The organism is uncultured Nostoc sp., assembly GCF_937863485.1.
In the GTDB taxonomy this organism is placed as follows: Bacteria; Cyanobacteriota; Cyanobacteriia; order Cyanobacteriales; family Nostocaceae; genus Nostoc.
In genome coordinates this window covers 134108-161059 of sequence record NZ_CALMFY010000113.1, presented here as the reverse complement: position 1 = coordinate 161059, position 26952 = coordinate 134108, and the positions used below count along the sequence as shown (strand labels likewise).

The 26952-nt window shown below is 41.6% G+C and carries 20 protein-coding genes, 1 tRNA gene and 2 pseudogenes; 13 read left to right on the top strand and 10 right to left on the bottom strand.

Going from position 1 to position 26952, the window contains the following annotated elements; genetic code table 11:
• Positions 1 to 36 precede the first annotated feature (36 nt).
• From Q0541_RS15325 to Q0541_RS15305, 5 genes are all read right to left on the bottom strand, one after another.
• A complete protein-coding gene (locus tag Q0541_RS15325; protein ID WP_298911551.1) occupies positions 37 to 1542 on the bottom strand; it encodes a radical SAM protein in 1506 nt (501 codons plus the stop codon).
• Complete coding sequence (locus tag Q0541_RS15320; protein WP_298911550.1) at positions 1535 to 4324, bottom strand: AAA family ATPase; 2790 nt, start codon at positions 4322 to 4324, stop codon at positions 1535 to 1537. Before Q0541_RS15320 ends, Q0541_RS15325 begins: the two co-directional genes overlap by 8 nt.
• A gap of 14 nt (positions 4325 to 4338) precedes the next feature.
• Entirely contained in the window at positions 4339 to 5952 is a 1614-nt protein-coding gene (locus Q0541_RS15315) for a hypothetical protein (protein WP_298911578.1), read from the bottom strand.
• A 62-nt stretch (positions 5953 to 6014) separates the two neighbouring features.
• A complete protein-coding gene (locus Q0541_RS15310; protein WP_298911549.1) occupies positions 6015 to 6908 on the bottom strand; it encodes a trypsin-like peptidase domain-containing protein in 894 nt (297 codons plus the stop codon).
• Between the two features lie 6 nt (positions 6909 to 6914).
• Complete coding sequence (locus Q0541_RS15305) at positions 6915 to 7256, bottom strand: CU044_2847 family protein (RefSeq protein WP_298911548.1); 342 nt, start codon at positions 7254 to 7256, stop codon at positions 6915 to 6917.
• A gap of 261 nt (positions 7257 to 7517) precedes the next feature.
• On the opposite strand from Q0541_RS15305, the gene Q0541_RS15300 reads away from it, so the two are divergent.
• Entirely contained in the window at positions 7518 to 7688 is a 171-nt protein-coding gene (locus Q0541_RS15300; RefSeq protein ID WP_298911547.1) for a hypothetical protein, read from the top strand.
• An 857-nt stretch (positions 7689 to 8545) separates the two neighbouring features.
• On the opposite strand, the gene Q0541_RS15295 is transcribed toward Q0541_RS15300, so the two are convergent.
• Complete coding sequence (locus Q0541_RS15295) at positions 8546 to 8791, bottom strand: hypothetical protein (RefSeq protein ID WP_298911546.1); 246 nt, start codon at positions 8789 to 8791, stop codon at positions 8546 to 8548.
• A 257-nt stretch (positions 8792 to 9048) separates the two neighbouring features.
• Here Q0541_RS15295 and Q0541_RS15290 point away from each other — a divergent pair, with 257 nt between their 5' ends.
• Positions 9049 to 11025, top strand: a complete 1977-nt coding sequence (locus tag Q0541_RS15290) for an AMP-binding protein (protein WP_298911545.1) — start codon at positions 9049 to 9051, stop codon at positions 11023 to 11025.
• Between the two features lie 42 nt (positions 11026 to 11067).
• On the top strand, positions 11068 to 11517 hold the full coding sequence (locus Q0541_RS15285; protein ID WP_069072569.1) for a YlqD family protein: 450 nt from the start codon (positions 11068 to 11070) through the stop codon (positions 11515 to 11517).
• 95 nt (positions 11518 to 11612) lie between these two features.
• Here Q0541_RS15285 and Q0541_RS15280 read toward each other — a convergent pair whose 3' ends face one another.
• Entirely contained in the window at positions 11613 to 12134 is a 522-nt protein-coding gene (locus tag Q0541_RS15280) for a hypothetical protein (RefSeq protein ID WP_298911544.1), read from the bottom strand.
• A gap of 578 nt (positions 12135 to 12712) precedes the next feature.
• Between Q0541_RS15280 and Q0541_RS15275 the strand changes: the two genes are divergently transcribed.
• The gene (locus Q0541_RS15275) at positions 12713 to 14014 is read left to right on the top strand and encodes a dihydrolipoamide acetyltransferase family protein (RefSeq protein WP_298911543.1); all 1302 of its coding nucleotides are present in this window, start codon (positions 12713 to 12715) and stop codon (positions 14012 to 14014) included.
• A gap of 310 nt (positions 14015 to 14324) precedes the next feature.
• Here the strand turns inward: Q0541_RS15275 and Q0541_RS15270 are convergent.
• A tRNA-Arg gene (locus tag Q0541_RS15270) sits at positions 14325 to 14397 on the bottom strand.
• A 357-nt stretch (positions 14398 to 14754) separates the two neighbouring features.
• Here Q0541_RS15270 and Q0541_RS15265 point away from each other — a divergent pair.
• From Q0541_RS15265 to Q0541_RS15255, 3 genes are all read left to right on the top strand, one after another.
• The gene (locus Q0541_RS15265; protein ID WP_298911542.1) at positions 14755 to 15414 is read left to right on the top strand and encodes an Npun_F0813 family protein; all 660 of its coding nucleotides are present in this window, start codon (positions 14755 to 14757) and stop codon (positions 15412 to 15414) included.
• Positions 15415 to 15554: 140 nt separating this feature from the next.
• Entirely contained in the window at positions 15555 to 16406 is an 852-nt protein-coding gene (locus tag Q0541_RS15260) for a hypothetical protein (protein ID WP_298911541.1), read from the top strand.
• A gap of 21 nt (positions 16407 to 16427) precedes the next feature.
• The gene (locus Q0541_RS15255; RefSeq protein ID WP_298911540.1) at positions 16428 to 17432 is read left to right on the top strand and encodes a transposase; all 1005 of its coding nucleotides are present in this window, start codon (positions 16428 to 16430) and stop codon (positions 17430 to 17432) included.
• 55 nt (positions 17433 to 17487) lie between these two features.
• Here Q0541_RS15255 and Q0541_RS15250 read toward each other — a convergent pair whose 3' ends face one another.
• Positions 17488 to 18429, bottom strand: a complete 942-nt coding sequence (locus Q0541_RS15250) for an ADP-ribosylglycohydrolase family protein (protein ID WP_298911539.1) — start codon at positions 18427 to 18429, stop codon at positions 17488 to 17490.
• 87 nt (positions 18430 to 18516) lie between these two features.
• Entirely contained in the window at positions 18517 to 19458 is a 942-nt protein-coding gene (locus tag Q0541_RS15245; protein WP_298911538.1) for an ADP-ribosylglycohydrolase family protein, read from the bottom strand.
• Between the two features lie 564 nt (positions 19459 to 20022).
• Here Q0541_RS15245 and Q0541_RS15240 point away from each other — a divergent pair.
• From Q0541_RS15240 to Q0541_RS15215, 6 genes and pseudogenes are all read left to right on the top strand, one after another.
• A pseudogene (locus Q0541_RS15240) lies at positions 20023 to 20475 on the top strand (hypothetical protein).
• Between the two features lie 240 nt (positions 20476 to 20715).
• The gene (gene sir, locus Q0541_RS15235) at positions 20716 to 22632 is read left to right on the top strand and encodes a sulfite reductase, ferredoxin dependent (RefSeq protein ID WP_298911537.1); all 1917 of its coding nucleotides are present in this window, start codon (positions 20716 to 20718) and stop codon (positions 22630 to 22632) included.
• A gap of 112 nt (positions 22633 to 22744) precedes the next feature.
• Positions 22745 to 23390: pseudogene (locus tag Q0541_RS15230) on the top strand (Uma2 family endonuclease).
• Positions 23391 to 23403: 13 nt separating this feature from the next.
• Positions 23404 to 24111, top strand: a complete 708-nt coding sequence (locus Q0541_RS15225) for a 16S rRNA (uracil(1498)-N(3))-methyltransferase (RefSeq protein ID WP_298911536.1) — start codon at positions 23404 to 23406, stop codon at positions 24109 to 24111.
• A gap of 64 nt (positions 24112 to 24175) precedes the next feature.
• Entirely contained in the window at positions 24176 to 25240 is a 1065-nt protein-coding gene (locus Q0541_RS15220) for a tetratricopeptide repeat protein (RefSeq protein ID WP_298911577.1), read from the top strand.
• Between the two features lie 88 nt (positions 25241 to 25328).
• The gene (locus tag Q0541_RS15215; RefSeq protein ID WP_366941884.1) at positions 25329 to 26936 is read left to right on the top strand and encodes a VIT domain-containing protein; all 1608 of its coding nucleotides are present in this window, start codon (positions 25329 to 25331) and stop codon (positions 26934 to 26936) included.
• The last annotated feature ends 16 nt before the right edge of the window (positions 26937 to 26952 follow it).

The window sequence follows — 26952 nt, the reverse complement described above, 5'->3', positions numbered from 1 at the left end:
AGGATAAATTCTCCCCTACTGCCTGGTTTTAGCTACTTAGTTAGTTGGGTAACTATATTTGAGAAGGCGTAAACCCTCTAGTCGGAGAGCTTCAGGATAGAGAGCTTTGTAAATATTGCAATTTGGAGATTGAATATCGTAACGACCTGTAGCCTTAAACGTTGCCAGAGGACAACCACCTGTACACCAGTATTTCCACTCACATGTACGACAGCCTTCTTTTTCCTCAACTGACAAATTCTGAATACCTGCTTTATCTTGTCGCACAACAGTTAAAGGATCTTGATTGTCAACTGAGGATACAGTTTTATGTAGCTGCATCTGGCATTTGGCAATTTGCCCTTGGTAATCAAATACAAGATAGCTTTGCCCAACTCCACAAGTTCGTTTATGAGCAGACGATAAATTGGCACGATCAATCAATGAACCTAGTAAACTTTGATTAGGTAATTTCAATTCAATAACTTTGAACGCTGCCAACATTCCCTCAATCAGCCGAGATTCTTCTAGTTGCAAGTCTTCGTAAGAAGCTGATAGTTCATTTTCACGATAAAAATTTAAACTAAAGGGCAAATTATGCTCCAATATCCATTCAATCAGATCGGGTAATCCTTCTGCGTTACGCCCACTAACTGTAATGGAAATATCTGGTATAAGACCATTTTGCAAAGCAATTTTAATACCTCGTTCAACATCTTGAAACGAACCCTTTCCGCCTGCATACGATCGTTGGATATTGTGGAAATTTGATAATCCATCTAGTGAAATCATTAGACGCAGATTCAATGTTTGCAGCATCCCAATAATCTCAGGCGTAATCAATGTTCCATTACTGAGAACGACTCCATCTAATATGATGTCTCTTTCTTTGCTAAGGGATTGAGCATACAAATGGAGATCCTTAATTAAAGGAGAGCATAGTAATGCCTCTCCTCCTGCATACTTCAGTTTGACGCGGCGGTAACGATTTAAGGTGGCAGAGCGAAATGTAGATTCAAGAGCTGCTCTACCTATATCTATTGACATATCCTTTGCTAGATGAGGAAGGTAGCAGTAGTCACATCTTAAATTACAACGATCGGTGATATGCAACCATGCTGTTAAAGTTTCTGGTATTTCATTTTGGTTAAATGAGCAATTATTTTTTGGTGCAATCAAATGTGCTTGATATAGTTCCTGAATCGCTGTCTGTAAGTCTGTTGGGTCAATTTGAGAATGCTCTATTGCAATATCATTTAATTTATGAGGATTTGTAAATTTATCTAGTAAATATAATGCTGATTTATTCATAACTGCTACTTGATGATGAGTACCATAACAGATAGAATAAGTATCATCTAGATTCATAATCTGCGAGTTGGGAACTCTCATAAACTCTGTCTCCAACATCCCCAAAGATAATCGGATATCTGAGCTTAATTCTGGCAAAGGGGATAAGTCACAGGCACAGTCCCCTCCATCACAATCGCATTGCCCAGTGGGTACGTAGGTAGAATTGAGAGAAACTAAAATTTTGGGTTGAGCAATTTTTTTACTAAACATGAGAAGATGGCTGTTTTGTGGCACGTATTCTAGTCAGAAACATTTGTTGATCACACCATTCCTTGAGAGCTTTCTGATCATTCCACCGAGATTTTAGTTGCTGGATCAGAGTTTTAGAAAGTTCTATAGGCAAGCGTTCGATTTTCTTTTGGAGCAGATTTAGCTCATGTTGGCTCGAATATGGCCCGAAACCTCCATCCTGAAAGATTTTGGGTATTCCTAGAGCATATTTCCTAAAAGCAAAATCGTAGTTAGCTTCTTGAAAAGCGACATCACCTTCTATCCGTAATATCCGACCAAAGTATAGTTGATGGATATTTTCATAGGATTGGAAGCGATCGCTAAGTTCTCGTGCATAATCTGAAATATGCTCATAGGCTTTTGCATAATAATCAAACTCTGCTTTGCCTACCAGGCTATCAATAGCATATCGCGTATCATTGTATTCTAGACTAGTCTGATAAGACCGATGATTGAGTTTTAGAGCTTGTTCTTGCAGCGAGCGATCGCACTTTTGAAACCCAAGATGCCAATAGACACTGGCAGTTTGGTGCAAAATTCTAGGTAATTCTTCTTCAATTCCGTATTTCTCTGCCAATTTCAGGCTTTTTTCTAAAGCATCTTGAGCGAGACTTAGCAGATTGAGATCCCACTCTACCTGTGTCACATCCCAAACGGCTTCATTTACTACCTCGGCACTAAACCACTGATTTAAGCCTAATTGAAAGTATGCCCTACACAATATTCGATGATCGTTTTCTTCATTGTCGCAACGGCTTAAGGCTCGTTCAAGTAGCTGTTTAGCTTTAATATAGTTACCATTCTCTACCGAAATAGTAGCAGAGGCAATTTCGGCGTGGGCTATTTCGCGTTCACTCTCAACACTCGACCACATATCAATAGCAGCCTTAAAACACTGTTCAGCCTTTAAATAATCTTTTTCTTGTCCGTACAAGAATCCCAAATTATTCTGAATGCTAGCCATAACTTGAGTTAACCCTTTGTCAGGTGTGTCAACTTCCATAGCAGCATCCCAACCTAGTTTGTAATATTTTTCAGCTTCGTTAAACTTGTTGAGTTGTCGATAAAGATAACCAACTAGGTTAGCTACGCGAGGTATAGCAGATGATAGCTTGTTGCTTTGAACTAGGGATAAACACTCTTGCTGATATTTCAATGCTTTATCATAAAGATGTAACTTGGCATTCAGCATTCCCAAGACATTATAAATATCTGCTTGATAAGAATAATTAGAAGATTGTTTTGAGAGAATTTCCTCTAGCTTTCTCACCTCATTTTCTGTTTTAATCTTGCCTTCAAGGGCGTAAACAAGCTTTGCTTCAAGAATAACAAGTTTAAATCTTTGATCAGGGGTTAGCTCTTTTTCAAACTGTTTCGCAACTATCAATAATTTTTCCACAAAGCTATATTTCTTGGATTGACTGCGTATCCTATCAGTAACTTCATGCCAAGTTTCAAAGCCTGTTATCGGATCGGCGTATAAAGCATTCGATAGCCATCGTGTAGTATTGAATTCCCGCAGTTGCTTCACTTCTTCAATCATAAACTCGATGTTAGCAACTTTATGAGAATCATCAGAATAACGTTGAACTTCTAATATCCTTTTATGTGGGCCTAGCTCATAATCTTTTTGCTCAAAATATTTAGCAGCAATCCGACTATCTCGTTTTCTCCATTCCATATCTGGGTCAATATCTGGCCATACATATTTATCAACCAAGTCTCGCACAATATCATGCAATGCTATTTGAGAACCACCTATTACTGGTTTGATAAAAAAGTAGCTCTGTGCATCAATAAATAATTTTTGAGCATCTTCTGTAGATAGTTCTAATAAATTAGCAATATCAGAGCTATCTAATGGGTAGATACGTGAAAGTAACAGGGTTAGCCGATCCATTGATGTCCGAAGCTGCGTAATATGTCGAACCATCTCAGCTTCAAATCCACCAATTTTTTCCAACCTACCTGGAATAGTTTCTATATCTTCACTCTCTAACCAATCTGGTATGACTTCCCGATAAGCATACTCTACTCCAAATTCAATCATGATGGGGCTGCCACCAGAAAGAACTATAATCTTTTCAACTAAGTCTTTCCCAAGAGTAAAGTGAAGCTGCTCCTCCTTGGAAAGAATGTACGTTTGCACATCCTCACGAGTAAATTCATTTAACTCCAAATAAGTTAATTCTTCTTCTTTGAATGACTTTTCCAGAATTTGACGGGCAATACTAGGGCGACCTGCTAAAATAAATACGGTGTTGTCTAGTTGCTGGCATAGATTAGCAATATATTCCCAAACTTCCGCTCTTATCTCTGGTTGTCCTAACTTCTCAACCGTATCAATTAAAAATACTAATCTCTGTTGGCTGGATTTTCGATTAATTTCATCGACTAGGAACTTTTCAATTTGTTTCCGTTCCTCTTGGTATGCGGTTAGACTGAGGCGGTTTTCATCTTCTCGCAGTTGTCGTAATCGGAGCAACCATTCTTTATATGTATAATCGTATAATTGTTTGGCGATTTGAGTGTATAAATCTTCTGCATCATTAAAAACAGGGGTATCACAATCAATAATTTCACTTGTTCCAATTTGAATTTGGTTTAGGCGGGATTGTAATGCACGAAGCAACCAAGTTTTGCCAATTCCACCTCTACCCTCCACCAAAACGATATGCAGATTAGGCTCCCGAACAAGGGAAATAATTCGATTTAGATGTTCTTCACGACCAACAAACTCTAATTTATCTAGTTCAGACATAATAGACTCCTGAGTTAGTTATTTTGAATGGCTTCATCAAGCTTCTGAATTAAATCTCTATAGGGTGTATCATTATATTCGTCATTATGCAAATAGTAATTTACAAGAAACTGAAATTCCCAGTCGTGTTCTACTTCAGATTTAAGCGTAGACAGAAATTCATGGGTTTGCTCTCGGTCTGTATTGCAGAATATTCCCAGAGTTTCTTCAACAGTTTTATCGAAGAAAGTTTTGCGGAGTTCTTGTCGATAAGCCAGACTATTAGCACCACAATTGATAAATCCAGCATGTTGCTGAAGACTTTGAAAAAAATACTGCATAGACCAAGTACCTGCAACAGCAGAATCATTCTTTGATTTCAGTTCATGAATATATTTCAAGCAGATTTCAGCCGCTTCCTTACAAAGCTCTTGAAAGCTCTCAGGTGAACTTTCTCGGAGAAGACCAATAACTAGTAGCCGCCGTGTCATTCCATCTTTGATAATCGTTTTGTCACGAGTAAAAATAGATGTCTTTGTCAGTTCAGTATTTAATTTAAAACTATCATCACTGAAAGGTAACTTAAATCTCTGAACAGCTTCCTTTAATATGCAACTACTATTTATTATGGGAAATATACTTAATTTTTCAATGGATTCGTATAGATAGTTATTTTCTTTTGTCAAGCTTTCTCTAATTTGGTCTCTACACTTTTTGAGGTTTTTTTCCCATAATTGGTTGCCATAACTGTTTAAAAACAAATTAACTGTGTAACCGCCACCTCGATAAACTTTTAGTGCTTCAGCAATTCCCCCTGGATGTCCGCCAGTTAGATACAGTAAGTGTGCTGCTAGTAGAGCAAGACTTTCAGAAGTCATCTCGATCGGCTTGAGATATTTAGTTGCTGTATCCTGAATCACTTCCCAGTTAAAAGGAGAGAGTGTTAGTTTAGGAAAAGTCCGATCTAAGGGGAGATCAATCAGACAGCGAGCTGCAATCACAACTCGAAGTCTCCGAGAATTATCTTTAAAGAACTGTAATTCTTTCAAACATCTTTCAATTCTCCATGCAAATTCCTTAAAGTCATTAAAAATTTCGTTTAAACGTTGCTTTTGTGGGGCACTTCCATCCAGATCGATTAGCAGCACAATACCTTTTTTATCCTGAGATTGCCATTTAGCCCAATTTCTATGCAATAGTAAACCTAAACGCTCTCCCCAACTTAATTCATGCCCTTCTGGGAGCATAATTTGCAGAGAACTTGCTAATCGTTTTTCTAAGTCTTCAATACTTTCATAACTAGATATAGAAGCATAAGCACAACACCATTGTAATTTTTGAAATTGCCTCAAGATATGTTTGAGAAATTCTGTTTTTCCGTAACCTTCGGGAGCAGTTAACAGACGATAAGGAGGAGAATTAATTGCCGTAATCTCAATAATTGCAGCATCGCGATTAGTGAATGGGATTTTATCAGGATCAACTTGCTCTAAAGATTGTCGATTTAGCTGGTTTAACTTTGATTCAGCTTTTTCTAATGCATCAAATTTATCGTCAAGTTGCCTTTGCAATTTATTTTTATCTACATCATTAAGCGTCCACCCTATTTGGTTGCTGATACTTTCAATATCAGTTTTTAAATTGTTTATTAACTACTGTTGATGGTTTTTTCGTAAATCTGAAGAATTTGTCATAGCATTTAGGTATTAAATTAATATCTAATGGCATTAAGTTCGCTTTCTACTCGCTCAAGTTCTTGTAGTATGGTATTTATTTGGCGTTGGATGATATTGCGATCGCTGGCGCTGAGTGTATAGTTAAGTTGATTGTAAGCTGCCTCATAATCACTACTTAGAACCTCAAAGCGTTGTTGCAAAGTTTTGATTTTGAGTTGTTGTACCCGGCTCGGATTATTCTGAGTATATGCATTTGATGAAATCGGCAAGGTTATTTCATCCCATGCTTTGACCAATGCATCCGCAGGAATCATAAAAGCAGTCTTGATATCTTCTCGCTGTTTCTCTGTTGCCACAGCCATACCAACAGCTCCTGCAAGGGTTTCATCCCATATAGGCGCACCACTAAAACCCGGTTCTACCCTGTAGCCAGTTACCTTACTGTCTTCCAGTTGCACCCATCCCTTTCCTTGCCCGTCTCGCAACACGCCTGCGGCCCAAACGCCATCATTGTGTCCGTGAGGAAAACCGAATATGCGGAAAGGATGCTCCCAGACGTTATTAGCTGAGATCAGCTTGATAGGTTGCGCTTCTTTAGGCAACTGCCCTTCTATTTGCAACCCAGCAATATCTTCAGGTTCGGAGGTTGATATATTGTTGACAACAGGTTGCCAAAAAACAACTTTAGCTTTTAGTAGTTGTCCTGATGCAATTAGAGGGAAATCCAAGTAGATATCATTACTAGGAGCTTCAACTATATCCTCTGGTAAAGATAGAGCTGAGGTAACAACGTGAGCGCATGTCAGGATGTAATTTCGAGTTCGCCCAGAAACTAAAAAACCTCCACCAACTACCGCACCATTAGCATGAAAAATCCGGGCGATCGCTGACCTAAAAGTTTGAATATAATTATCTGTACTCGCTGCCATACGTTACTATGCCTTGTTTTGCTTCCATTTCAAGGTAATTTCGTAGTTAGCTTCACCACCTACAGAAGTAAAAATTGCACCCACACCAGCATTTAACTTAATACCAAACTTAACCTCTACCTCATCGGCAGGTGTATTAAGCTGACTCAGTTTGGTAATAATTGCTGAAGCTACAGGTTGGATTTGATCTAATACTTCATCAAATCTCTTTTTAGCTTCAACTACCATTTGCCCAGTGTCTGGTCTGGCAACACGTACAAGAGCATTGCTATTTTCTGACTCATCAACTTCAGCTAAAAACTTTGTGCCATCTTCTAAAGAAAATTCTGTGAGTTGTTTCCGAATCATGGTAAAACCTTTGATTTTGAACTAATAGTTGAATATGTTGATAATCAAGATAGTTGGTGATTTTTTTTGCATATAATCCTCTTTTAATCTAAGTAGCTAGGCGTAAATAAATTAAAGTTTGTAGTGATTTAGCGCAGTCTTCTCCCAAAGGAAGAGGCTAGCGCTAAGGGGGTTTCCACGCCACTTGACGGCAGTTGCTTCTCAAGACAGGAGACGCGCAAGGGACAAGTCGGAAAACCGCTTGGGCGCACTGCCTCCTTTATGCCTCTTAACCCGTCCACCGCAGTGGCTCCCCATGAGAGACTAACTTTCCCGTTGGGTAAGGACTTTAGTCCTGATAGAACTTGCTATGAGCGATTCATCGCTCATTACAAACAATGTTTGCTGCAAACTTTTCCTGCATTAACCCTAGAAGTTTGTGAAGTTTGTTAAGAAACTGACCAACTTCCGGCTGCTTGGGCATTACAAGCTGTTTGACCTCATGTAATAGATTTAACAACTAATATATTAATTGTTATATTAGTTATATGTAGACCTGAACTTCAATTAGTAATTATACTGAGTCTGATTCTGGCAAGCAAACAAATATGTAGCGGAAGCCTTATTGGGTGGGTAATTCACACATCGGTTGTCTCCCAATAATGTTACCCTACCAGACTCAAAAAGGTCTGGATGTTTGATTATCCAACGTTTTCCCACGGCAATTTCGCAATCTTACTTGCTATGTCCGTGCTGGGGACTAAGAAATTCTGCGTAGCAGCTTAATCACATGCTCATGAGTAGGTGCTATAATCAGCGACAGGATGCCACTGTGAAAGTATGTACGCACTGGACAATGGACTTATGTAGAAATTATAAATGCTTACAGTATATGAGTTTCAGCGATTATAGTGGAATGAGCGATGTCTACGATGGTGACTGACTTGTACTGAGCATCTCGGCAACTCTTGGAGACGCTACGCGTAGCAAGATCCCCGTAGGGGTACGCTCAATGGAGCCGCAGTCGTAAAGCCTGCGGCATAGCTACGCCCTAAGCGCCAGCCTCTCCTTGGCGCAGCCTCTCGTAGAGAAGAGTTGTAGCTTGTCGTACTCCTACGGGGATCTTGCTAGCAAGAGCGTCTCCAAGAGTTGTGCGGGCTACTCGGCGTCGCTTGACTAAGTAGACGCATAAATTATTACTTGGAACGCAAAATATAGGTGTCAGAAAAAATAAATTTTTCCAATTCCCAATATAAATATCTACAAAGTTGGACTGAAGTACCGAGTAATTTTTAGTGGCAAATAGCCCATCAATTTGGAGAACACTTGGGACAAAAATCAGGACTGAATTTACAGAATTGACTGCTTGTTAGTGCGTAAGCTGTACAATAAGGAAAACTCGTAAGTTCCACTTTGGCTGTTTGTAATTCTGAACCATTTAGCAACGCTTCAGTAGGTTTGGTTTTATCAGCTAGAAGGATAGCTACAAGCTTAGGAAATACCATGCAAGCAGCAGTGTTGATTAGCGTTACCAGTATAGCCTCTATCAAATTCATAGGTAATCATCCCCTGTCAAAAATAGGTGATCGCTGTTCTTAGATGCAAGCATAATATATGTGTAGGATTGATGTTCAGTCAATTTATTGCTTGCAATCTATGTAAACTAAGTTTAACATAAATTTTTGTAAATATAAACGTGGAATTCCTGGAATTATCATACACAGAAGGGAATGTGGATAATAAGGACGGTGATTGTAGCAGAATAACAAATAAACTGGAAAACGATCAGTTTACGATATTTAGGTAAGGTGTTATGTCAAAAACCCAAACTGCGTCTTCTTTTTTATCTAACATCAGTGAGCGAGAACGCCAGGCATTAAAGCGGTTGGTAGATTACACAAATGTGGAATCGCTGCCAGAAATTTGGCCTTTGGCAGCTCAACGATTTGGTGATGTTGTTGCCCTCCGCAGCCCTCACGCTAAACCAGAAGTAGTGATTACTTATACGCAGTTAGCAGAGCAAATACAACTATTTGCTACTGGGTTGCAGGCGTTGGGAATAAAAGTTGGCGATCGCATTTCCTTAATTTCTGACAACAGTCCTCGCTGGTTTATTGCCGATCAAGGTATCATGACTGCTGGTGGAGTTGATGCAGTGCGTAGCTCCCAAGCCGAAAAAGAAGAACTGCTGTTTATCATTGCTAATAGTGGCAGCACAGCAATAGTTGTTGAGGATTTAAAAACATTTAAAAAACTACAAGACCGCCTTCAAGATTTACCAATTCAGGTAGTCATCTTACTTTCGGATGAAGCACCACCAACAAATGAAACCCTAAAGGTACTGAACTTTGCACAGTTGATTGAAATTGGGGTAAATCATAATTTTGTGCCAGTCAAGCAAAATCGTGACGCTCTGGCAACCCTAATTTACACCTCTGGCACCACAGGTAAACCCAAGGGTGTAATGCTATCTTATAACAATTTGATGCACCAAGTGACAACCTTTGGCACAGTATTGCAACCAAACGCGGGTGATATCGTTCTCAGTATTCTACCTTCGTGGCACAGCTACGAGCGGACTGTTGAATATTACCTACTATCTCAAGGTTGCACGCAAGTTTATACTAATTTGCGCTCTGTCAAAGGTGATTTGAGAGAATTTAAACCTAACTACATGGTGGGTGTACCCCGCCTGTGGGAATCGATTTATGAAGGAGTTCAAAAGCAATTCCGCGAACAACCAGCAAATAAGCAACGCCTAGTTAACTTTTTATTGGACAATAGTGAGAAATACATCAAAGCGCGGCGAATTGTTCAGGGATTGAGTTTAAATAATCTTCATACCTCAGCTGGCGAACGATTAGCAGCTAAGATCCAAGCATCTGCTTTATTACCTCTCCATGCCTTGGGAGAACGACTGGTTTATGCCAAAGTGCGAGAAGCCACAGGAGGACAAGTTAAGCAGATGATTAGTGGCGGCGGTGCGCTTCCCAGACACATAGATAACTTCTTTGAAATTATTGGTGTGCAGATTTTGCAAGGTTATGGCTTGACAGAAACTTCTCCTGTTACCCATGTGCGGCGTCCTTGGCGGAATTTGATTGGTGCATCAGGGCTACCACTTCCGGCTACAGAAGCTAAAATCGTAGATCCTGAGACAAAAGCGCCTTTGCCAGTAGAGAAGCGAGGCTTGTTATTGTTGAGGGGGCCACAGATTATGCAAGGCTATTACCAAAATCCCGAAGCGACAGCGAAAGCAATTGACGCCGAAGGTTGGTTTGATAGCGGCGATTTGGGTTGGCTGACACCACAAGACGACTTGGTGCTGACTGGCAGAGCAAAGGATACGATTGTATTGACTAATGGGGAAAACATCGAGCCGCAGCCGATCGAAGATGCGTGTTTGCGATCGCCATATATCGATCAAATTATGCTCGTCGGTCAAGATCAGCGCAGCCTGGGAGCCTTAATTGTCCCCAATGTCGAAGCCCTAGAAAAATGGGCAGCAAGTCAGAATCTGACACTGGATAGGCAAAATGATCAGGTTACTTCTTCACCTAGTCAAAAAATTGACTTGGAGAGTAGAATGATCCAGGATTTATTTCGGCAAGAATTGAATCGGGAAGTGCAAAATCGTCCAGGCTTTCGACCAGATGACCGCATCGGGACATTCAAACTCATTCTGGAACCGTTTTCCATCGAAAATGGCTTGATGACACAAACACTGAAAGTTCGACGACAGGTCGTCACGGAACGCTATCACGATATTATTGACGGCATGTTTGCCTGATTATTCCACCTGCCAACTAGTAAGAGTGAACGTGAAATATTTATGGATGTCTCCAAATCTAATTTGCTCCTAAAACGCGTTGTTAACGTCAAAGTCATTGTTACTCCCCTCTGGAAAGAGGAAGTACAACAGCAGCTGCAAACGCAGATCAATCAACTTGACCAACAACTGCAACAGTTAGACGTTGAAGGACAAAGAGCGATCGCTGCAATTCAAAAGCAGAGTCTGCAACCACCTGGCCCCCAGACTCTCCAACAAATTGACAATATCCAACTCCAAGTCAATCAAAAGAAAAGTGAATTTCTAGAGCAGAAAAATCAGTTGCTACAAAATCTCCAGCAAGTGCAGTTTCTCCAGCAAGATCAGGAAGTCAACCAATTCCAAATGGAAGGCTTTTTCCGGGTAGAGACGGGAGATAACCTGATTAGCAAAATGCAGGTCGAAATTGTTCTGCGTGATGGCGTTGTAGAAGAAATTCGCGGCGACATTTAGAAAGTTATGAGTCGTTCAGTTTTGGATTTTAGATTTTAGATTTTAAATTTTTCCTTTAATCCAAAATTCAAAATCTAAAATTGGCAGACTTTTAATTACCGACAGATGTGATTTAACTTGAGTTTGGAGCGGCTCCCAGCCCAACATTCTACCTGGGAGCCAGCCCAAACAATCTCCCACACTGGAGGTGAGCTAATAAAAAGCGATCGCCCAAAGGTGGTCATCTCAACTCGATATTTAATACCAACAGAATCATTACCCCGCTTGATTTGCGTAATCGTTACAAAAGCCTGATTTCGTTGCGGATAAGCTACCTCTACCTTTCGCGTTCCTCGCACTGATGCTATGTCGTCAAAAGCATTCAGCGCAAGGGTAGCAGGATCACTACCTTGGAGCGATGAGTTAATATTTCCTAAAGGTATAGTTTTATAATTGTAACGCTCTAAGTATGCCATAACCTCCTGAGACTGATGTATTGCTCCCACCTGCTGGGCAACTCCCTTACTAGTCTCAACAATCGGTGCATATTGCTGGCTCTGGGTAATATATACTCCAGCGCCAACAGTGGCAAAGATACTTAGTATCACAATCAAAAAGAATTTCAGCTTTGCCGACATAAAAGTAAACAGGAATTTCAAATAGGTTTATTACCAATTTTGAATTCTAGATTGAACTGCATCCCATATCCTCTACCTGTGAGAAGCTCCTGTATCTTAAGCAGTGGTTATGAGGAATATAAATAGCAATCCCATTTAATCTGTGAGCAACTCGTGGTGGTTTTTGCTAGTCAACTACTAAAACGAGATCGAGATATTAGCTAACCATTGAGGATAGCTCTGTATTATAGACCTTTAAGTTATATTTAGGTTCCTAGAGTCAAAAGTTTGGAGTTTGGAACTCTCCCCCTGCTCCCTCATCTCCTCTACTCCCCAATACCCAATGCCCAACCTAAAATATAAAATCTCCAATCGAAAATTCTTTTTGTAACAGTCAAAGTATCGCGCTCACCCGACATCCCGCCCCAATACGGTTCGGTAAAGATCCCTCCGTTACCGATTGCTGGATGAACCAAAAATCCCCAGACTGAACATATGAGCGCAGCGAGATTTGTTCAGTCCAGGGAGTGTCAACAAGATACAATTCGATCTGATAAAAGCTGTTAAAGTCCATAAACCATTGATTCCCAAACCACCCTATGAGCATTCACGAAGTATTTATGCCGGCGCTGAGTTCTACCATGACCGAAGGCAAAATCGTCTCCTGGGTGAAATCGCCAGGTGACAAAGTGGAAAAAGGCGAAACAGTGGTGGTTGTAGAGTCAGATAAGGCAGATATGGATGTAGAAACCTTTTATGAGGGATTTCTTGCTCATATCATAGTTGAAGCTGGTGAAACTGCCCCGGTAGGATCTGCGATCGCCTTTATTGCAGAAACGGAAGCTGAAATTGAACAGGCGAAATCTCTTGCCAATTCAGACGGCGTGGCTGTTAATGCTACGTCATCTCCCGAACCACTCCCCGCCACAGCCTCAGCTGCAACACCTGCCTTAGTCTCTCAAAACGGGTCTAACCACAAAGAAGGAAGGCTTGTAGCTTCACCCCGTGCCCGCAAATTAGCCAAAGAACTCAAAGTTGATTTGACTACTCTCCAAGGCAGTGGTCCCCACGGCCGCATTGTCGCCGAAGATATAGAAGCATTGTCCAATAAGGGCAAGCAACCCGCTACTACCCCAGTTGCCCCACTAGCACCTGTACCAAGCAGCACCCCAGTTGCACCCCCAGCACCTCGGACACCAGCACCGATACCAGCAGTAGCGGCTGTTCCTGGTCAAATCGTGCCTCTAACTACCTTCCAAAATGCCGTAGTGCGGAACATGGTAGCCACCATATCCGTGCCTGTCTTCCGCGTCGGTTATACAATTACCACCGATGGTTTAGACAAGCTTTATAAACAAATTAAATCCAAAGGCGTGACAATGACAGCGCTGCTGGCGAAAGCTGTCGCAGTGACTTTACAAAAACACCCATTGTTAAATGCTAGCTACTCAGACCAGGGCATTGTCTATCATTCTGATATCAACATTTCCGTAGCAGTAGCGATGGATGATGGCGGATTGATTACGCCTGTGCTGCAAAATGCCGACGCAGTGGATATATATTCTCTATCACGTACTTGGAAGTCTTTGGTAGACAGAGCTAGGGCAAAACAACTACAGCCCCAAGAATACAACAGTGGTACTTTTACCCTGTCAAATTTGGGGATGTTTGGCGTAGACAAATTTGATGCGATTTTACCGCCTGGACAAGGTTCAATTTTAGCGATCGGGGCATCCCGTCCGCAAGTGGTAGCAACAGCAGACGGTTTGTTTGGTGTGCGACAACAAATGCAAGTCAATATTACTTCCGACCATCGGATTATTTACGGTGCCCATGCTGCGGCGTTCTTGCAAGATTTAGCGAAATTGATTGAGACGAATCCTCAATCTTTGACAATGTAGTTTTGAGACACCAAATTTAAATGTTAGCGCTATCAGCGAGCAGCAGTAAGTCGAAGAGTAGCGCTAACAACAAACAATACCTACACTTAAATTTTTTATGTGCATAAATTAATATCATAATGGACACCATCTGTCCATTAAACCAATTCGCAATGACGCTCAAGGCTTCGCTAAAGCAATTACGTTTTGTAACGGGGATTTAGACCCAGACACAAACCATGCAGTCTACTAGTTGCGGGGCACTTAAACCCTCAATCAAGGAAATCATTAGATCATGTCCCAGTGCTTGAGGGTTCATATTTATTTAAAACGAGCGCGGCAGGGTTCGAACCTGCGACCGATTGCTTAGAAGGCAATTGCTCTATCCACTGAGCTACGCGCCCAAAACAAAATTATGGCTCCCAAAGGAGTCACCTGCATTATTATATCGTTCCTACCTACCAAGAAACAATCGAAAATTGCAGATTCACCATTAGCAAGGCTAAGATGCTAGTCGCTAGCTAGTCAATTTACACTAAAAACGAAACAGATGGGGTATTGGTTTAGATATATTGTGTTGTCAAGGGATTATTTGCCTGTTAGCGCCAAGGCCCTCTGGGCAGCTACCTTCGAGAAGTATCTAGCGATCGCTAGGCTCATTTCCACAGCACGTTAGCTAATTTCAGCCTTGGCGATGCTGCCAAATGCCATTATATATTCCATATTAAGAGTGCCCCTGTGAGGAGTTATTTGCTAGTGCCATGTTTATTCTCAAACGGCAGGATGTTGAAATCTCAAGCATTCAGCACCCAAAACGGGATCAGCAGGTGCCGATCCTTAATTATCAAGGGCAGACTTTTCGCTTGATTAGTGTTTTCAAAGCTAGTCAAGAAGAAGAAGCTAGAGCCTTATGGAGAGAATTAACCGATAATCGGGGTAAAGCCTGTGTTTTGCTGGAGGAACCGGAACGCTTTAGCGTCTGGGGTAAAATCCGTTTAGAGCATCTGGGTAATGACACAGGTGGTCATAGTAAAACGGGGATTTTAATCCAAGCCAGTATTTTGTTGTTGCAAGGTGTTTCTATCGACATTGAAGATTTTTTAGGTGCTAGGCAAGCTGCATTATTTGAGAAAGATATTGCGGAGGTATTACAGCAGAAGCAATTTCCCCAAGCATCTTCCCTAGAAGCAGTTAAATATTTGGTATCTACAAATCCTTTGCCGACAGCCAAAGTACCTAATTGGCAAGAAAATCATGTAGTTATCCTGTTGGAAGAACTGCATCGACTAGGAAAGGCGTATTTTGGCAACGCTAATTTTACCAAACAAGTGATTTATAAGCTAGAAGATATGCCAGAAGGGGAGCGATCGCTGTTTATCAGTTGGCTAAATCAATCGCCACTGGGTAAACTATGGCAGTAGCATGGAAATTTTTTAACAAAGTTCCTGCTAATGGTACTTGCTTTTGGTATCTGATTGTGTATTGTTTGGCAGACACAGTACTAGATATACAGTTTTTTAACTCAAAATACTGTCAGAGTGCATCTACATAGTCAAGTCTTATGAATAACTCTTACGATAATTCGTTCCTTTCTAAATCCATTTTCACCACTCAGAACATTGTCTTAGCTAATATTGGCTGGGCCGTACTGGCACTGCTATACTATTTGTTGTTTAGTGCCAAAGTTCCCGGAGCAGATGGCATAGAAAGCCGGGCGGAGTGGTATGTGATTGGCACAAATATTTTTGAAGGTTTAGCTTATTTGAGTGCCGGTATCTTATGCTTGAGGAACTGGCTGAGTCCACAAATCGTCAGTGGCCGGAATGTTTGGCTCTTAATTGGCTTAGGTATGCTTTCCTATTTAGTTGGGGGGATAATTTTCGGCTATACCGAAATAGTTTTAAAAAATGAACCGGATGTGTCTTTAGGCGATATATTTTTTGTACTCACTTATCTATTACTTGGCGCAGGTATGATTTTCGCTGTGGCTTCCAGACGAATCAATCTGGAAAAATGGCAGTGGCTAGTTGTGTTAGCAATCGCAATGTCCGGTAGTTTGTTGGCATGGTGGATTTCTATGCAACAAGAAACACCCACAGAACTGCTAATCGCTATTTTGAATTGGTTTTACGTAGTTAGTGATGTGCTTCTATTAATTATTGCTACCATTCTGCTTTTAGCCTTTTGGGGGGGAAGAGTTTCCCAGTCTTGGCGAATGATTGCAGCGGCGGCCTTTTCGCTTTACATTGCAGATATGTGGTTTAAATACGCCCAAGGTCCCAATTATCAAAGTGGGGAGATATTAGAAGTGTTTTGGGTGTTTAGTGGAGTGTTATTTGGCATGGGCGCTGTCTTAGAATATGACGCATCACTAAGACGAACGCGGCGTACCAGCGGACGAAAACGAGCTTAGTAAAGATTTTTGGTATCTACCGTGAGAAAATTAACAGACTCTGACAAGCAAGAAATTCTTAAGTTATATCGAGAGACTGCCGAAACAACCTCAACTTTGGCAGACCGTTATGGTGTGAGTAACTCGACAATTAGTCGCCTGCTCAAAAGCACTTTGCCAGAAGATGAGTATGAATACTTGGTCTCCTTAAAGCGGGCTGCTAGAACTCCTGAGGGTAGGGCGCAGGTAAGCTACGAGCAGTTACCCCTGCCGATTCAACCAGAGCCTGAGATAGAAGTTCCACCCGTTGAAAGTGAAAGTCAACTCTTGGAGGTACCAAAAGTAGAGCCACAGCCGCGTCGGGTAATTCATTTAGAGCAGGAACTTTACTCAGAGGAAACGGCGGAGTCAATTGCCGCTAGTAGACGGGTGCGGCGACGCCCCTCGGCATCGGAAAAACCGAAGCTCCGAGTCACAGAGAAATTAGAAACTCCAGAGCAAAAGCCACCGGAAATAGTTAGCATCCCCATCCCACCGCTAAAGAATGAACATCCAGGAGCGGCCGTCATAGCGCAGATGCTGGGCGAAGACTTGCTAGATGAATCGGAAGATTTGGACGATTTAGAAGATGATGATTTAGAAGATGATGACTTTGAGGAAGAAGACTTTGATGACGATGACCTGGATGAGCAAAGACCTTTAGTCACAAAACGAAGACCAGGTGAAGCATCAGTTCAAGTTTTACCTCTGTCGGTAGCCAATTTGCCTAAAACTTGCTATTTGGTGATTGACCGTTCCTCGGAATTAATTACCCGACCTCTCAAGGACTTTGGTGACTTGGGGCAAATTCCCAGCCTGGAAACTCAGCAAAGAACTTTGCCGGTGTTTGATAACCATCGTGTCGCCAAGCGCTTTTCTACTAAGCGCGATCGCGTGATTAAAGTTCCTGATAGTAAAATGCTTCATAAGGCTCGTACCCATCTTCAAGCCAAGGGCATTACACGACTGTTGATTGATGGTCAGGTCTACTCTTTATCTACACTTTAGGAGTTAGGAGTTAGGAATTTCATAATTCTTAACTCTTAACTTTTAACTCCTAACTCTAAGTATAGACAGCCCTTGCAAAACGCTCTGCCAAGTAAATAATGTCTTGTCTACGAGGAATTTGATTCATCCATTTTTGAGGAATATTTTCCACCCCATAGTAAATTCCCGCTAACCCACCGGTGACAGCAGCAGTAGTATCAGTATCTCCGCCTAAGTTAACAGCTTTCAGTACCGCCTCAGAATAAGAGGAGCTATTTAATAAACACCACAGGGATGACTCTAAGGTATCAATCACATAGCCACCAGAATTAATCTCTTCCACTGGTAACTTGGCAATCTCACCACTCAAAACTCTGCCAAAATGGGGCTTCTCTAACAAAAATTCCCGTACAGAATAAATTGTTTGGATATCTTGTAATGCTTGTAAATAAGCTGTTTGCAGGTCAGCCCCTTCCAAGAGCGCCACTGCAATACTAATATAAATGCCATAAGCCATTTGCGATCGCGCATGAGCATGAGTAATCGCCGAAACATCATGCACCCGCGCCAGCAATTCCCCTAAAGTTAAGTTTCTGTGACAATAAGCCATCGGCAAGATTCTCATTAAAGAACCATTGCCATTACTATTTTCACTAGTACCACCTGCTTTCAGGGGTGGAGTTCCTTGTTTCCAGTTCACAATTGCTAAAAATGTGGTGTTACCGATATCAAATACTTCGCCTTCAGGAGTCCAGTAACTTTCGTGATACCAGCGCCAGAAGGAATTAGCAATCGCATCCAGTGAAAATCCGTCACAAAGACATTCTGTCAAGCAAAAGGTCAGCGAACTGTCATCTGACCACGTACCAGGAGGAACATCCCAAGTTCCATAACCCAACATAGATATGACTGGAGATTTTACTCGTTCAGCGCGGCTGGTGAACTCCACTGGCACACCCAATGCATCACCAACACATAAACCCATCAAACCAGACAACGTTTTTGCACCGATTAGCATTGTTCAACCAGCATGAAACTTTTCTACAACTGATTTTACTTGCGAAAAGCCGCTGATCAAATAATTGGTATAATTTCTAATTCCAAACTAGCTGTAAACAGCCCTTGCAAAACGCTCTGCCAAGTAGATAATGTCTTGTCTACGAGGAATTTGATTCATCCATTTTTGAGGAATATTTTCCACCCCATAGTAAATTCCCGCTAACCCACCGGTGACAGCAGCAGTAGTATCAGTATCTCCGCCTAAGTTAACAGCTTTCAGTACCGCCTCAGAATAAGAGGAGCTATTTAATAAACACCACAGGGATGACTCTAAGGTATCAATCACATAGCCACCAGAATTAATCTCTTCCACTGGTAACTTGGCAATCTCACCACTCAAAACTCTGCCAAAATGGGGCTTCTCTAACAAAAATTCCCGTACAGAATAAATTGTTTGGATATCTTGTAATGCTTGTAAATAAGCTGTTTGCAGGTCAGCCCCTTCCAAAAGCGCCACTGCAATACTAATGTAAATGCCACAGGCCATTTGCGATCGCGCATGAGCATGAGTAATCGCCGAAACATCGTGCACCCGCGCCAGCAATTCGCCTAAAGTTAAGTTTCTGTGACAATAAGCCATAGGCAAGATTCTCATCAACGAACCATTGCCATTATTATTTTCAACCTTGCCACCCGCCTGATGGGGAACTACTCCCTGTTTCAGGCGCATAATTGCTGTGTGGGTAGTTTGACCAATATCAAAGACATCGCCACGAGGAGTCCAGTAAGCCTCCTTGTACCAGCGCCAGAAGGAATTAGCTATAGCATCCAACGAATACCCTCTACAAAGGCATTCTGCCAAGCAAAAGCTTAACGAACTGTCATCTGACCAAGTTCCTGGTGGTTGATTCCATGTGCCATAACCCAGCATTGTTGTCACTGGAGATTTCACTCGTTCAGCACGGCTAGTAAACTCCACTGGCACACCCAACGCATCACCGACACATAAACCCATCAAACCAGACAACGTTTTTGCAGCGGTTAGCATTATTCAATCTCCACAATAATTGCTCAAAATTAACTTTATAGATTCCCTCTATAGCTTGTTGCAACAGATGCTACAGCCTACTTTTTCATCCTATGTGAAAAGCTCAGTAAAAAGTTGTTAATCAGGTATTTTATTTACCATATCCCGACTTATACCAATTCGCTATGAAGATGCACTTAATTTTTATTTAACGAACCGCTAAGTACGTCAGCCCCTTCCCTACGGGACGCTACGCGAACGGGGAAGTCAAAAGTCAAAAGTCAAAAGTCAAAAGCCAAGGAAGAAGGAATAATCATTAGGTGCAAGTTTACTGATAATTGGTATCAGTTTAAGTTCCAAATATTATGCTAGTTTAAAAAGCGTCTGTCTTCAGATAAAGAACTAGGATGAAAAGATATTGAAATGTAATTATAATAGCTTATTTCTTATTTTCATGGATAGTTACCCTGTAAGCGTTATGAATCAATAACAGTCATTTAATAAAATCTGTGAATTACTTGGAACATTTTCACATGATTTTGATTTTGAATATATAAGTAAAAAATACAAATTTTGGTAAAAATTATGAATCACTTACTCAAGTCTTTCATGACAATTTCTGCATTATCTTCCTTAATAGTTGCTCCTCTTGTTCTATCAGCGGGTCTTGCTTCTGCTGAAACCAAAAAAGGTACTGATACTAGTTATGTTAGTGCTGGTGTTGCAGCTGGCGTTACCAGCGGTAATGTCCTCTGGAGTGATAAGACGAGTGCCATCATCCCAGAACTTTCTGTGGATGTGCCCATCGCTAATACAACTAATGCTTATTTAACTGGTGGTTAGTCTTTTATAGAGAAAGATGGCTCATCAATTCCCATAGGTAAAAGAGATTCAGTAGTGATAGGTGCTGGTATTGAATCGGAAGTTGCTAACAATTTCCTCATCTACACTAATGCTAAGGTAGGGCTTTGTGCTTACCAAAATAACGATGCTTCTGCTGTTAGTATCAATGGTGGTATTGGCTATCGCTTCAAATAAAAGATTATTGAGTCCTCACTCACTCTATACTTTACTTAGTACTCAGGACTTAGCACTTCTTCACTCACTACTCCAAAAAGCTGGTTTTGTTAAGTGTTACATCACTGAGAAAGCAGCCTTTTGCCGTGGTAAAATTAAAATATTCCTCATTATTCCGGCCGGATTACCGGGGATCAAGTAGCCGAAGGGTGCTGATTCGGCGTCTACGTAATGCTTTATTGAGAATACTATACAAGTCTAATGGTTAAATCTGCTCCTTCCCCCATCGCTAGCCGTAAGCCTTCCAAACTAGAAGGAATCAAGGAAAATAGTAATTTTTTGCGTGAACCTGTAGCAACTGAGATCCTACAAGATACTACCCATTTTACCGAAAATGCAGTGCAGCTTTTGAAGTATCACGGTTCTTACCAGCAGGATAACCGTGACAACCGCACCAAGGGACAGGAAAAAGATTACCAGTTTATGCTGCGGACAAAAAATCCGGGTGGTTTGGTGCCGCCGCAGCTGTATCTGGCTTTAGATAAACTAGCTGATGAGTATGGCAACCACACCTTACGAGTAACTACTCGTCAAGGTTTCCAAATGCACGGAATTTTAAAGAAGAATCTTAAGACAGCAATTGCCACAATTGTCAAGAATCTAGGTACGACTTTGGGAGCTTGCGGCGACATCAACCGCAACGTGATGGCACCACCAGCCCCCTTTAAGAATCGCCCAGAGTATCAATATGCTTGGGAATATGCCCAGAATATTGCTGATTTGCTCTCAGCACAGACAGGCGCTTATTACGAAATTTGGTTAGATGGGGAAAAAGCAATTAGTGCTGAAGAGAATCCAGAGGTGAAGGCGGCGCGACAGCGCAATGGGAATGGCACAATTATCCATGACAGCGAAGAACCGATTTATGGCACTCACTATATGCCCCGCAAGTTCAAAATTTGCGTGACGGTGCCAGGGGATAATTCGGTTGATTTGTATTCCCAAGACCTGACCTTAGTAGTAATTACCAATAAGAAGGGACAATTAGAAGGATTTAATATTTTTGCTGGTGGTGGCTTAGGTAGAACACACGGTAAAGAAGAAACTTTCGCGAGGTTAGCAGACCCCATCGGTTATGTAGCGAAAGATGACGTTTATGATGTAGTGAAAGCAATTGTTGCTACCCAGAGAGATTATGGCGATCGCACTGATCGTCGTCATGCCAGATTAAAATATCTAATCAACGATTGGGGTGTAGATAAATTCCGTACCCAAGTTGAAGAATATTTCGGTAAACCAGTTGAAGCCTTCAAACCACTACCAGAGTTTAAATATCACGACTTCCTCGGCTGGAATGAACAAGGTGATGGCAAGCTATTCTTAGGAATTTCCATTGACAATGGTCGAATCAAGGATGAAGGTTCGTTTCAACTAAAAACTGCCTTGCGGGAAATTGTCGAGCAGTTTAACTTCTCCATCCGTTTGACACCCAACCATAACCTGATTTTTTACGATATCGAACCAGATAGCAAGCAAGCTATTCAAGATATTCTCAGCCGTCACGGTGTCGGAGACGACCCTAGTAAAATCGAACCTTTAGTTCGGTATGCAATGGCTTGTCCGGCTTTACCTACCTGCGGCTTGGCAGTCACGGAATCAGAACGCGCAATACCGGGGATTTTGGAGCGGATTCGCGCTCTGTTGGATAAATTAGATTTACAAAAAGAACATTTTGTGGTACGGATGACAGGATGCCCCAACGGTTGCGCTCGTCCGTACCTGGCAGAATTGGGCTTTGTCGGTAGCGCTCCAGAATCTTACCAATTATGGTTAGGGGGTTCGCCAAATCAGACTCGACTGGCACAACCTTACATAGAAAAGCTGCACCATAATGACTTTGAAAGCTTCCTAGAACCGATTTTTGTCTACTTCAAGAAATCTCGGAAATCGAAAGAAAGCTTCGGTGATTTTTGCGATCGCGTTGGTTTTGATGCCATCCGCGAATTTACTGCCACATACGAACCCCAAACAGCCGATGGTGCAAACAAATCACGCCATCGGGTGAATTTGAAAGCAGAGGTTTATAGCAAGTTGAAGGAAGTAGCCCAAAGCCAAGGTAAGCCGATGACTCAGTTAGTGACTGAGGCGCTAGAGGCTTATTTCCAAAATCTTTCGTAAGCCGAAAAATTGAAGATAATGAAATCAAACAGAGACACAGATAAATCCATCTGTGTCTTTCTCGTGTAAGTCCTAATACAGTTAGGTAAGACATCCACAGAAAAACTGAACTATGGTAACAACAGCAAAATTCGCAGAGACTAGGGATGTGCTGCAAAATATTAGCTGGCAGACATTCAAAGCTCTGCTGGCAGATATGGGATCTGAGCGAAATAAAAGGCTAGCTTATGACAACGGAATAGTAGAAATTATTACCCCGCTGATGCCACACGAGAACTCAAATCGTCTGATTGAAGGTTTTGTTCTTGTGCTGTGTGAAGAATTTGGTTTAGAAGTTAAAAGCGCTGGCTCGTTGACTATGACGCGGGATGATTTGGAGCAAGGAGGCGAGCCAGACAGTAGTTACTATATCCAAAACGAATTCTTAATCCGTAACAAAGAAAATATTGACCTGAATACAGATCCACCACCAGATATAGTCCTAGAAGTGGAATATTCCAGACCGAAGATAGACAAGTTGACCCTTTATGCTTCAATGGGAGTCCCAGAATTCTGGCGGTATAACGGAAATGTGTTGAGAATCTACGCCCTTAACAGTGGGCAATACTCGCAAAGCGATCGCAGTCCAACTTTTGCGCCTGTGCTGGTAAAGGAGATTCCCCGATTTATCCAAGAAAGCAAGAAAGTTGGACAAATAGCAGCAACATCGTGCTTTCCGTACCTGGGTTAGACAGCAGATATCTATAGCAGGGCAGTAATTTATCTAGAAAAATGTCTCAACTGCAAAGAATTGCGATCGCACCCTCCCAACTTCAGCAAGGGCAAATTTTGCTCACAAAAGAACAGCAACATTATTTAGGGCGTGTGTTGCGCTTGCGTGAAGGCGATCACTTTATTGCAATGGATGGTAGAGGAAAATGGTGGTTAGCGCAGCTAGCAGGGGAACAAGCACAGGTTTTAGAACCACTGACAGTAGAAACAGAATTACCTGTATTGATTACACTCATGGTGGCGTTGCCTAAAGGCAATGGATTTGATGAAGTGGTACGGTGTTGTACAGAGTTAGGAGTAGCTTGTATTGCACCAGTATTGAGCGATCGCACTTTGCTTGATCCTAGTCCTCAAAAGCTCGAACGCTGGCGGCGCATCGCAACAGAAGCCGCCGAGCAATCAGAGCGCTCATTCGTGCCGACAATTTTACAGCCTGTTACTTTTAACACTGCTGTCACTACGAATCAGACAAGTCACCGCTACATTTGTGAGGCTCGTGGAGAGTATCCCCATTTAAACAAAGTGCTGAGTAGCATCTCTGAGGAGATTGTCATTGCTACTGGGCCAGAGGGAGGATGGACAACACAAGAAATTGAAAATGCGAAGTCAGCTGGATTTCAACCTGTTTCCCTTGGTCGGCGCATCCTGAGAGCAGTTACAGCCCCGGTAGTAGCATTATCCTTGATTACCGCAATTTGTGAAGTATAAATGATTTATAGCTCACGCAAATTTCCTTTTGCGCGAGACATCACTCCAGCGTGTATTTAAAGTGATGATTGAGCAAGTTGCGATCGCCTTTGAGCATAAAGATTATCAAACAGCTGCTAAATTACTCAAACAGCTGCGAAAAGAATCACCAGACAATCCTTGGGTACAATTTTATCTTGGTCGGTTGCATGAAGTATCTGGAAAGCATCAGGATGCAGAAAAAATTTATCGGCAACTGCTGCGAGATACGACAAATACCAAAATAGTGACGTTAGCACGTCAAGGTTTGAAAAGACTACAAGAAATGGAGCTAGAAGAAAGACAAAGAGCCATTTCTCAAGCAACATCTCAACCTAATAACACAGAACTTGGCGTACTAGTCTTAGAGCCTCTCAGTAACGAGATGAAAACAGAAGCATCTCGAAAATTCGCCCAGATTATGCAGCTAGACCCCTATACTGCACGACTAATACTGCCAAGTCGTGGCTGGAGGTTGTACCGCACTGGCCAAGTAGGAGAACTAAAATTTTACGGGAAACAGTTACAGCAGGCTGGCATTCCTTGCTTTTGGGCAACAATAGCTCAAATTCAGCAAATTCAAGTTTATCAAGTCAAATATTTCCAGGAATTTACCCCACAAGTTACTGTTATTTGCTGCAACCAGGCAAATCAACTCGGTTCTCTCACCTTTGACTGGTCAGAAGTCACAGCAAGAGTAGTGGGACTTTTGCCTATTTTTGAACAAGTTGTAGATGTTGATGCCTACCGGAAACTGGAACGGAAAACTCAAACACAAGATTATACCCAGTTTTGTGATTTACACCTACCTGGTAGACGTTGCATTCTCCGATTTAATGATAACGGCTATGAATTTCAGCAAGGTTTAGAAATCATTCCCCAAGCTAGCCAAAATACAATCAGAATTAATTGGAATAGTTTATCAAGTTGGATTGACCAGCAACTACCTCAAGTCAAAATTTGGTCAGATTTCACGTCCTTTGCAGATACAACATTAGATCAAACAGAAATACTGGGTCATATCAAGTCTCACATTCATCTATTTCGCAGGGAAGAGACTAATTGGGACTCAGCTTTTCATTTATATAGTGGACTAGTGTTTGTTAAATAATTCGTAATTCGTAATTAAGTTTACTATTACCTACTGCCTACCTTAAGAAGTAAGTTTACAAATCAAATAAAAGTACTCTATCTAACCTATGAATTCAGCAGTCAACCAAAATCAACAGTTAGGCGGTTTGTACGTTCAATCCCCTCAAGGAGAGCAACTAGTTTTTCCGCTCAAGCATACGGAAGTTCTAGCAAAAATTGCAGGTAACTTGTCACGAGTTGAGGTGATTCAAAGCTTTGAAAATCGCTTCACGCAGCCTTTAGAAGCAGTGTATATCTTTCCGTTACCCGATAAAGCGGCGGTGGATGACATGGAAATCAAAATAGGCGACCGCATTATCAAAGGTAATATTAAAAAACGTGAAGAAGCGCAACAAATCTACGAAAAGGCTAAACAAGAAGGACGCACCGCCGGACTTCTAGAACAGCAACGAGACAACATCTTTACCCAGTCTCTGGCTAACATCAAACCTGGTGAACAAATTAATGTTACAATTCGTTACACCGAAAGTTTAAAATTTGAGGCGGGAAATTACGAATTTGTTTTCCCAACGGTGGTGGGGCCAAGATATATTCCAGGAACGCCGATAGATAATAGCGGTGATACAGACCAAGTTCCTGATGCTTCTCGGATTACACCGTCTTTAGTCCCAGAAGGAATGCGATTGCGTCACGATATTAATGTCACAGTAGAAATTGATGCGGGTTTAGCAATTTCTCAAGTACGTTCTCCTTCACATCAATTAAAAATTGAACACTCAGGTCAAATAGTGCGGATTCAATTAGCTGGAGAAGATACAATTCCCAACAAAGATTTAATTCTCCGCTATCAAATTTCTAGTCAAGAAACTCAATCCACGATATTAGCCCAAGCCGACGATCGCGGCGGACATTTTGCCATTTATCTGATTCCAGCTTTGGAATATTCTACTGATGAAATTGTCCCCAAAGATGTCGTATTTTTGGTGGATACTTCCGGTTCCCAATCGGGCGATCCGTTGCAAAAGTGTCAAGAATTAATGCGGCGATTTATTAATGGGTTGAATCCTAATGATACTTTCACAATTATCGATTTTTCCAATAGAGTCAGACAGTTATCACCAACACCTCTACCGAATACACCAGAAAATCGTGCCAAAGCGATCGCTTACATTAACAATTTACAAGCTGATGGCAGCACAGAAATGCTCAGTGGCATTCGTACAGCCATAAATTTCCCCACACCAGCCGGAAGATTACGGAGTGTTGTAATCCTAAGCGATGGCTACATCGGTAACGAAAATGAAATTTTGGCGGAGGTACAACAACACCTCCAACCAGGAAATCGCCTTTACAGTTTTGGTGCTGGTAGTTCAGTTAACCGTTTTTTACTGAATCGCCTCGCCGAAATTGGCCGGGGAATATCCAGAATTATTCGTCATGATGAACCCACAAAAGAAGTTGCTGAAAAGTTTTACAGGCAAATCAACAACCCCGTACTCACAAATATTCAAATTTCTTGGCAAGGTGACACAGAATCACCTGTTATTTACCCACCCATAGGGCCTGATTTATTCAGCGAACAACCATTAGTTTTGTTTGATCGCAAACAGGATAGAGCCGGCGGTAATCTTCAAATCTCCGGCATTGCTGCGGGTGATAAGCAATACAAAAAACATTTAACCTCATATTTGAGGAAACAGGAAATCTTGCTGTAGCGCAGTTATGGGGACG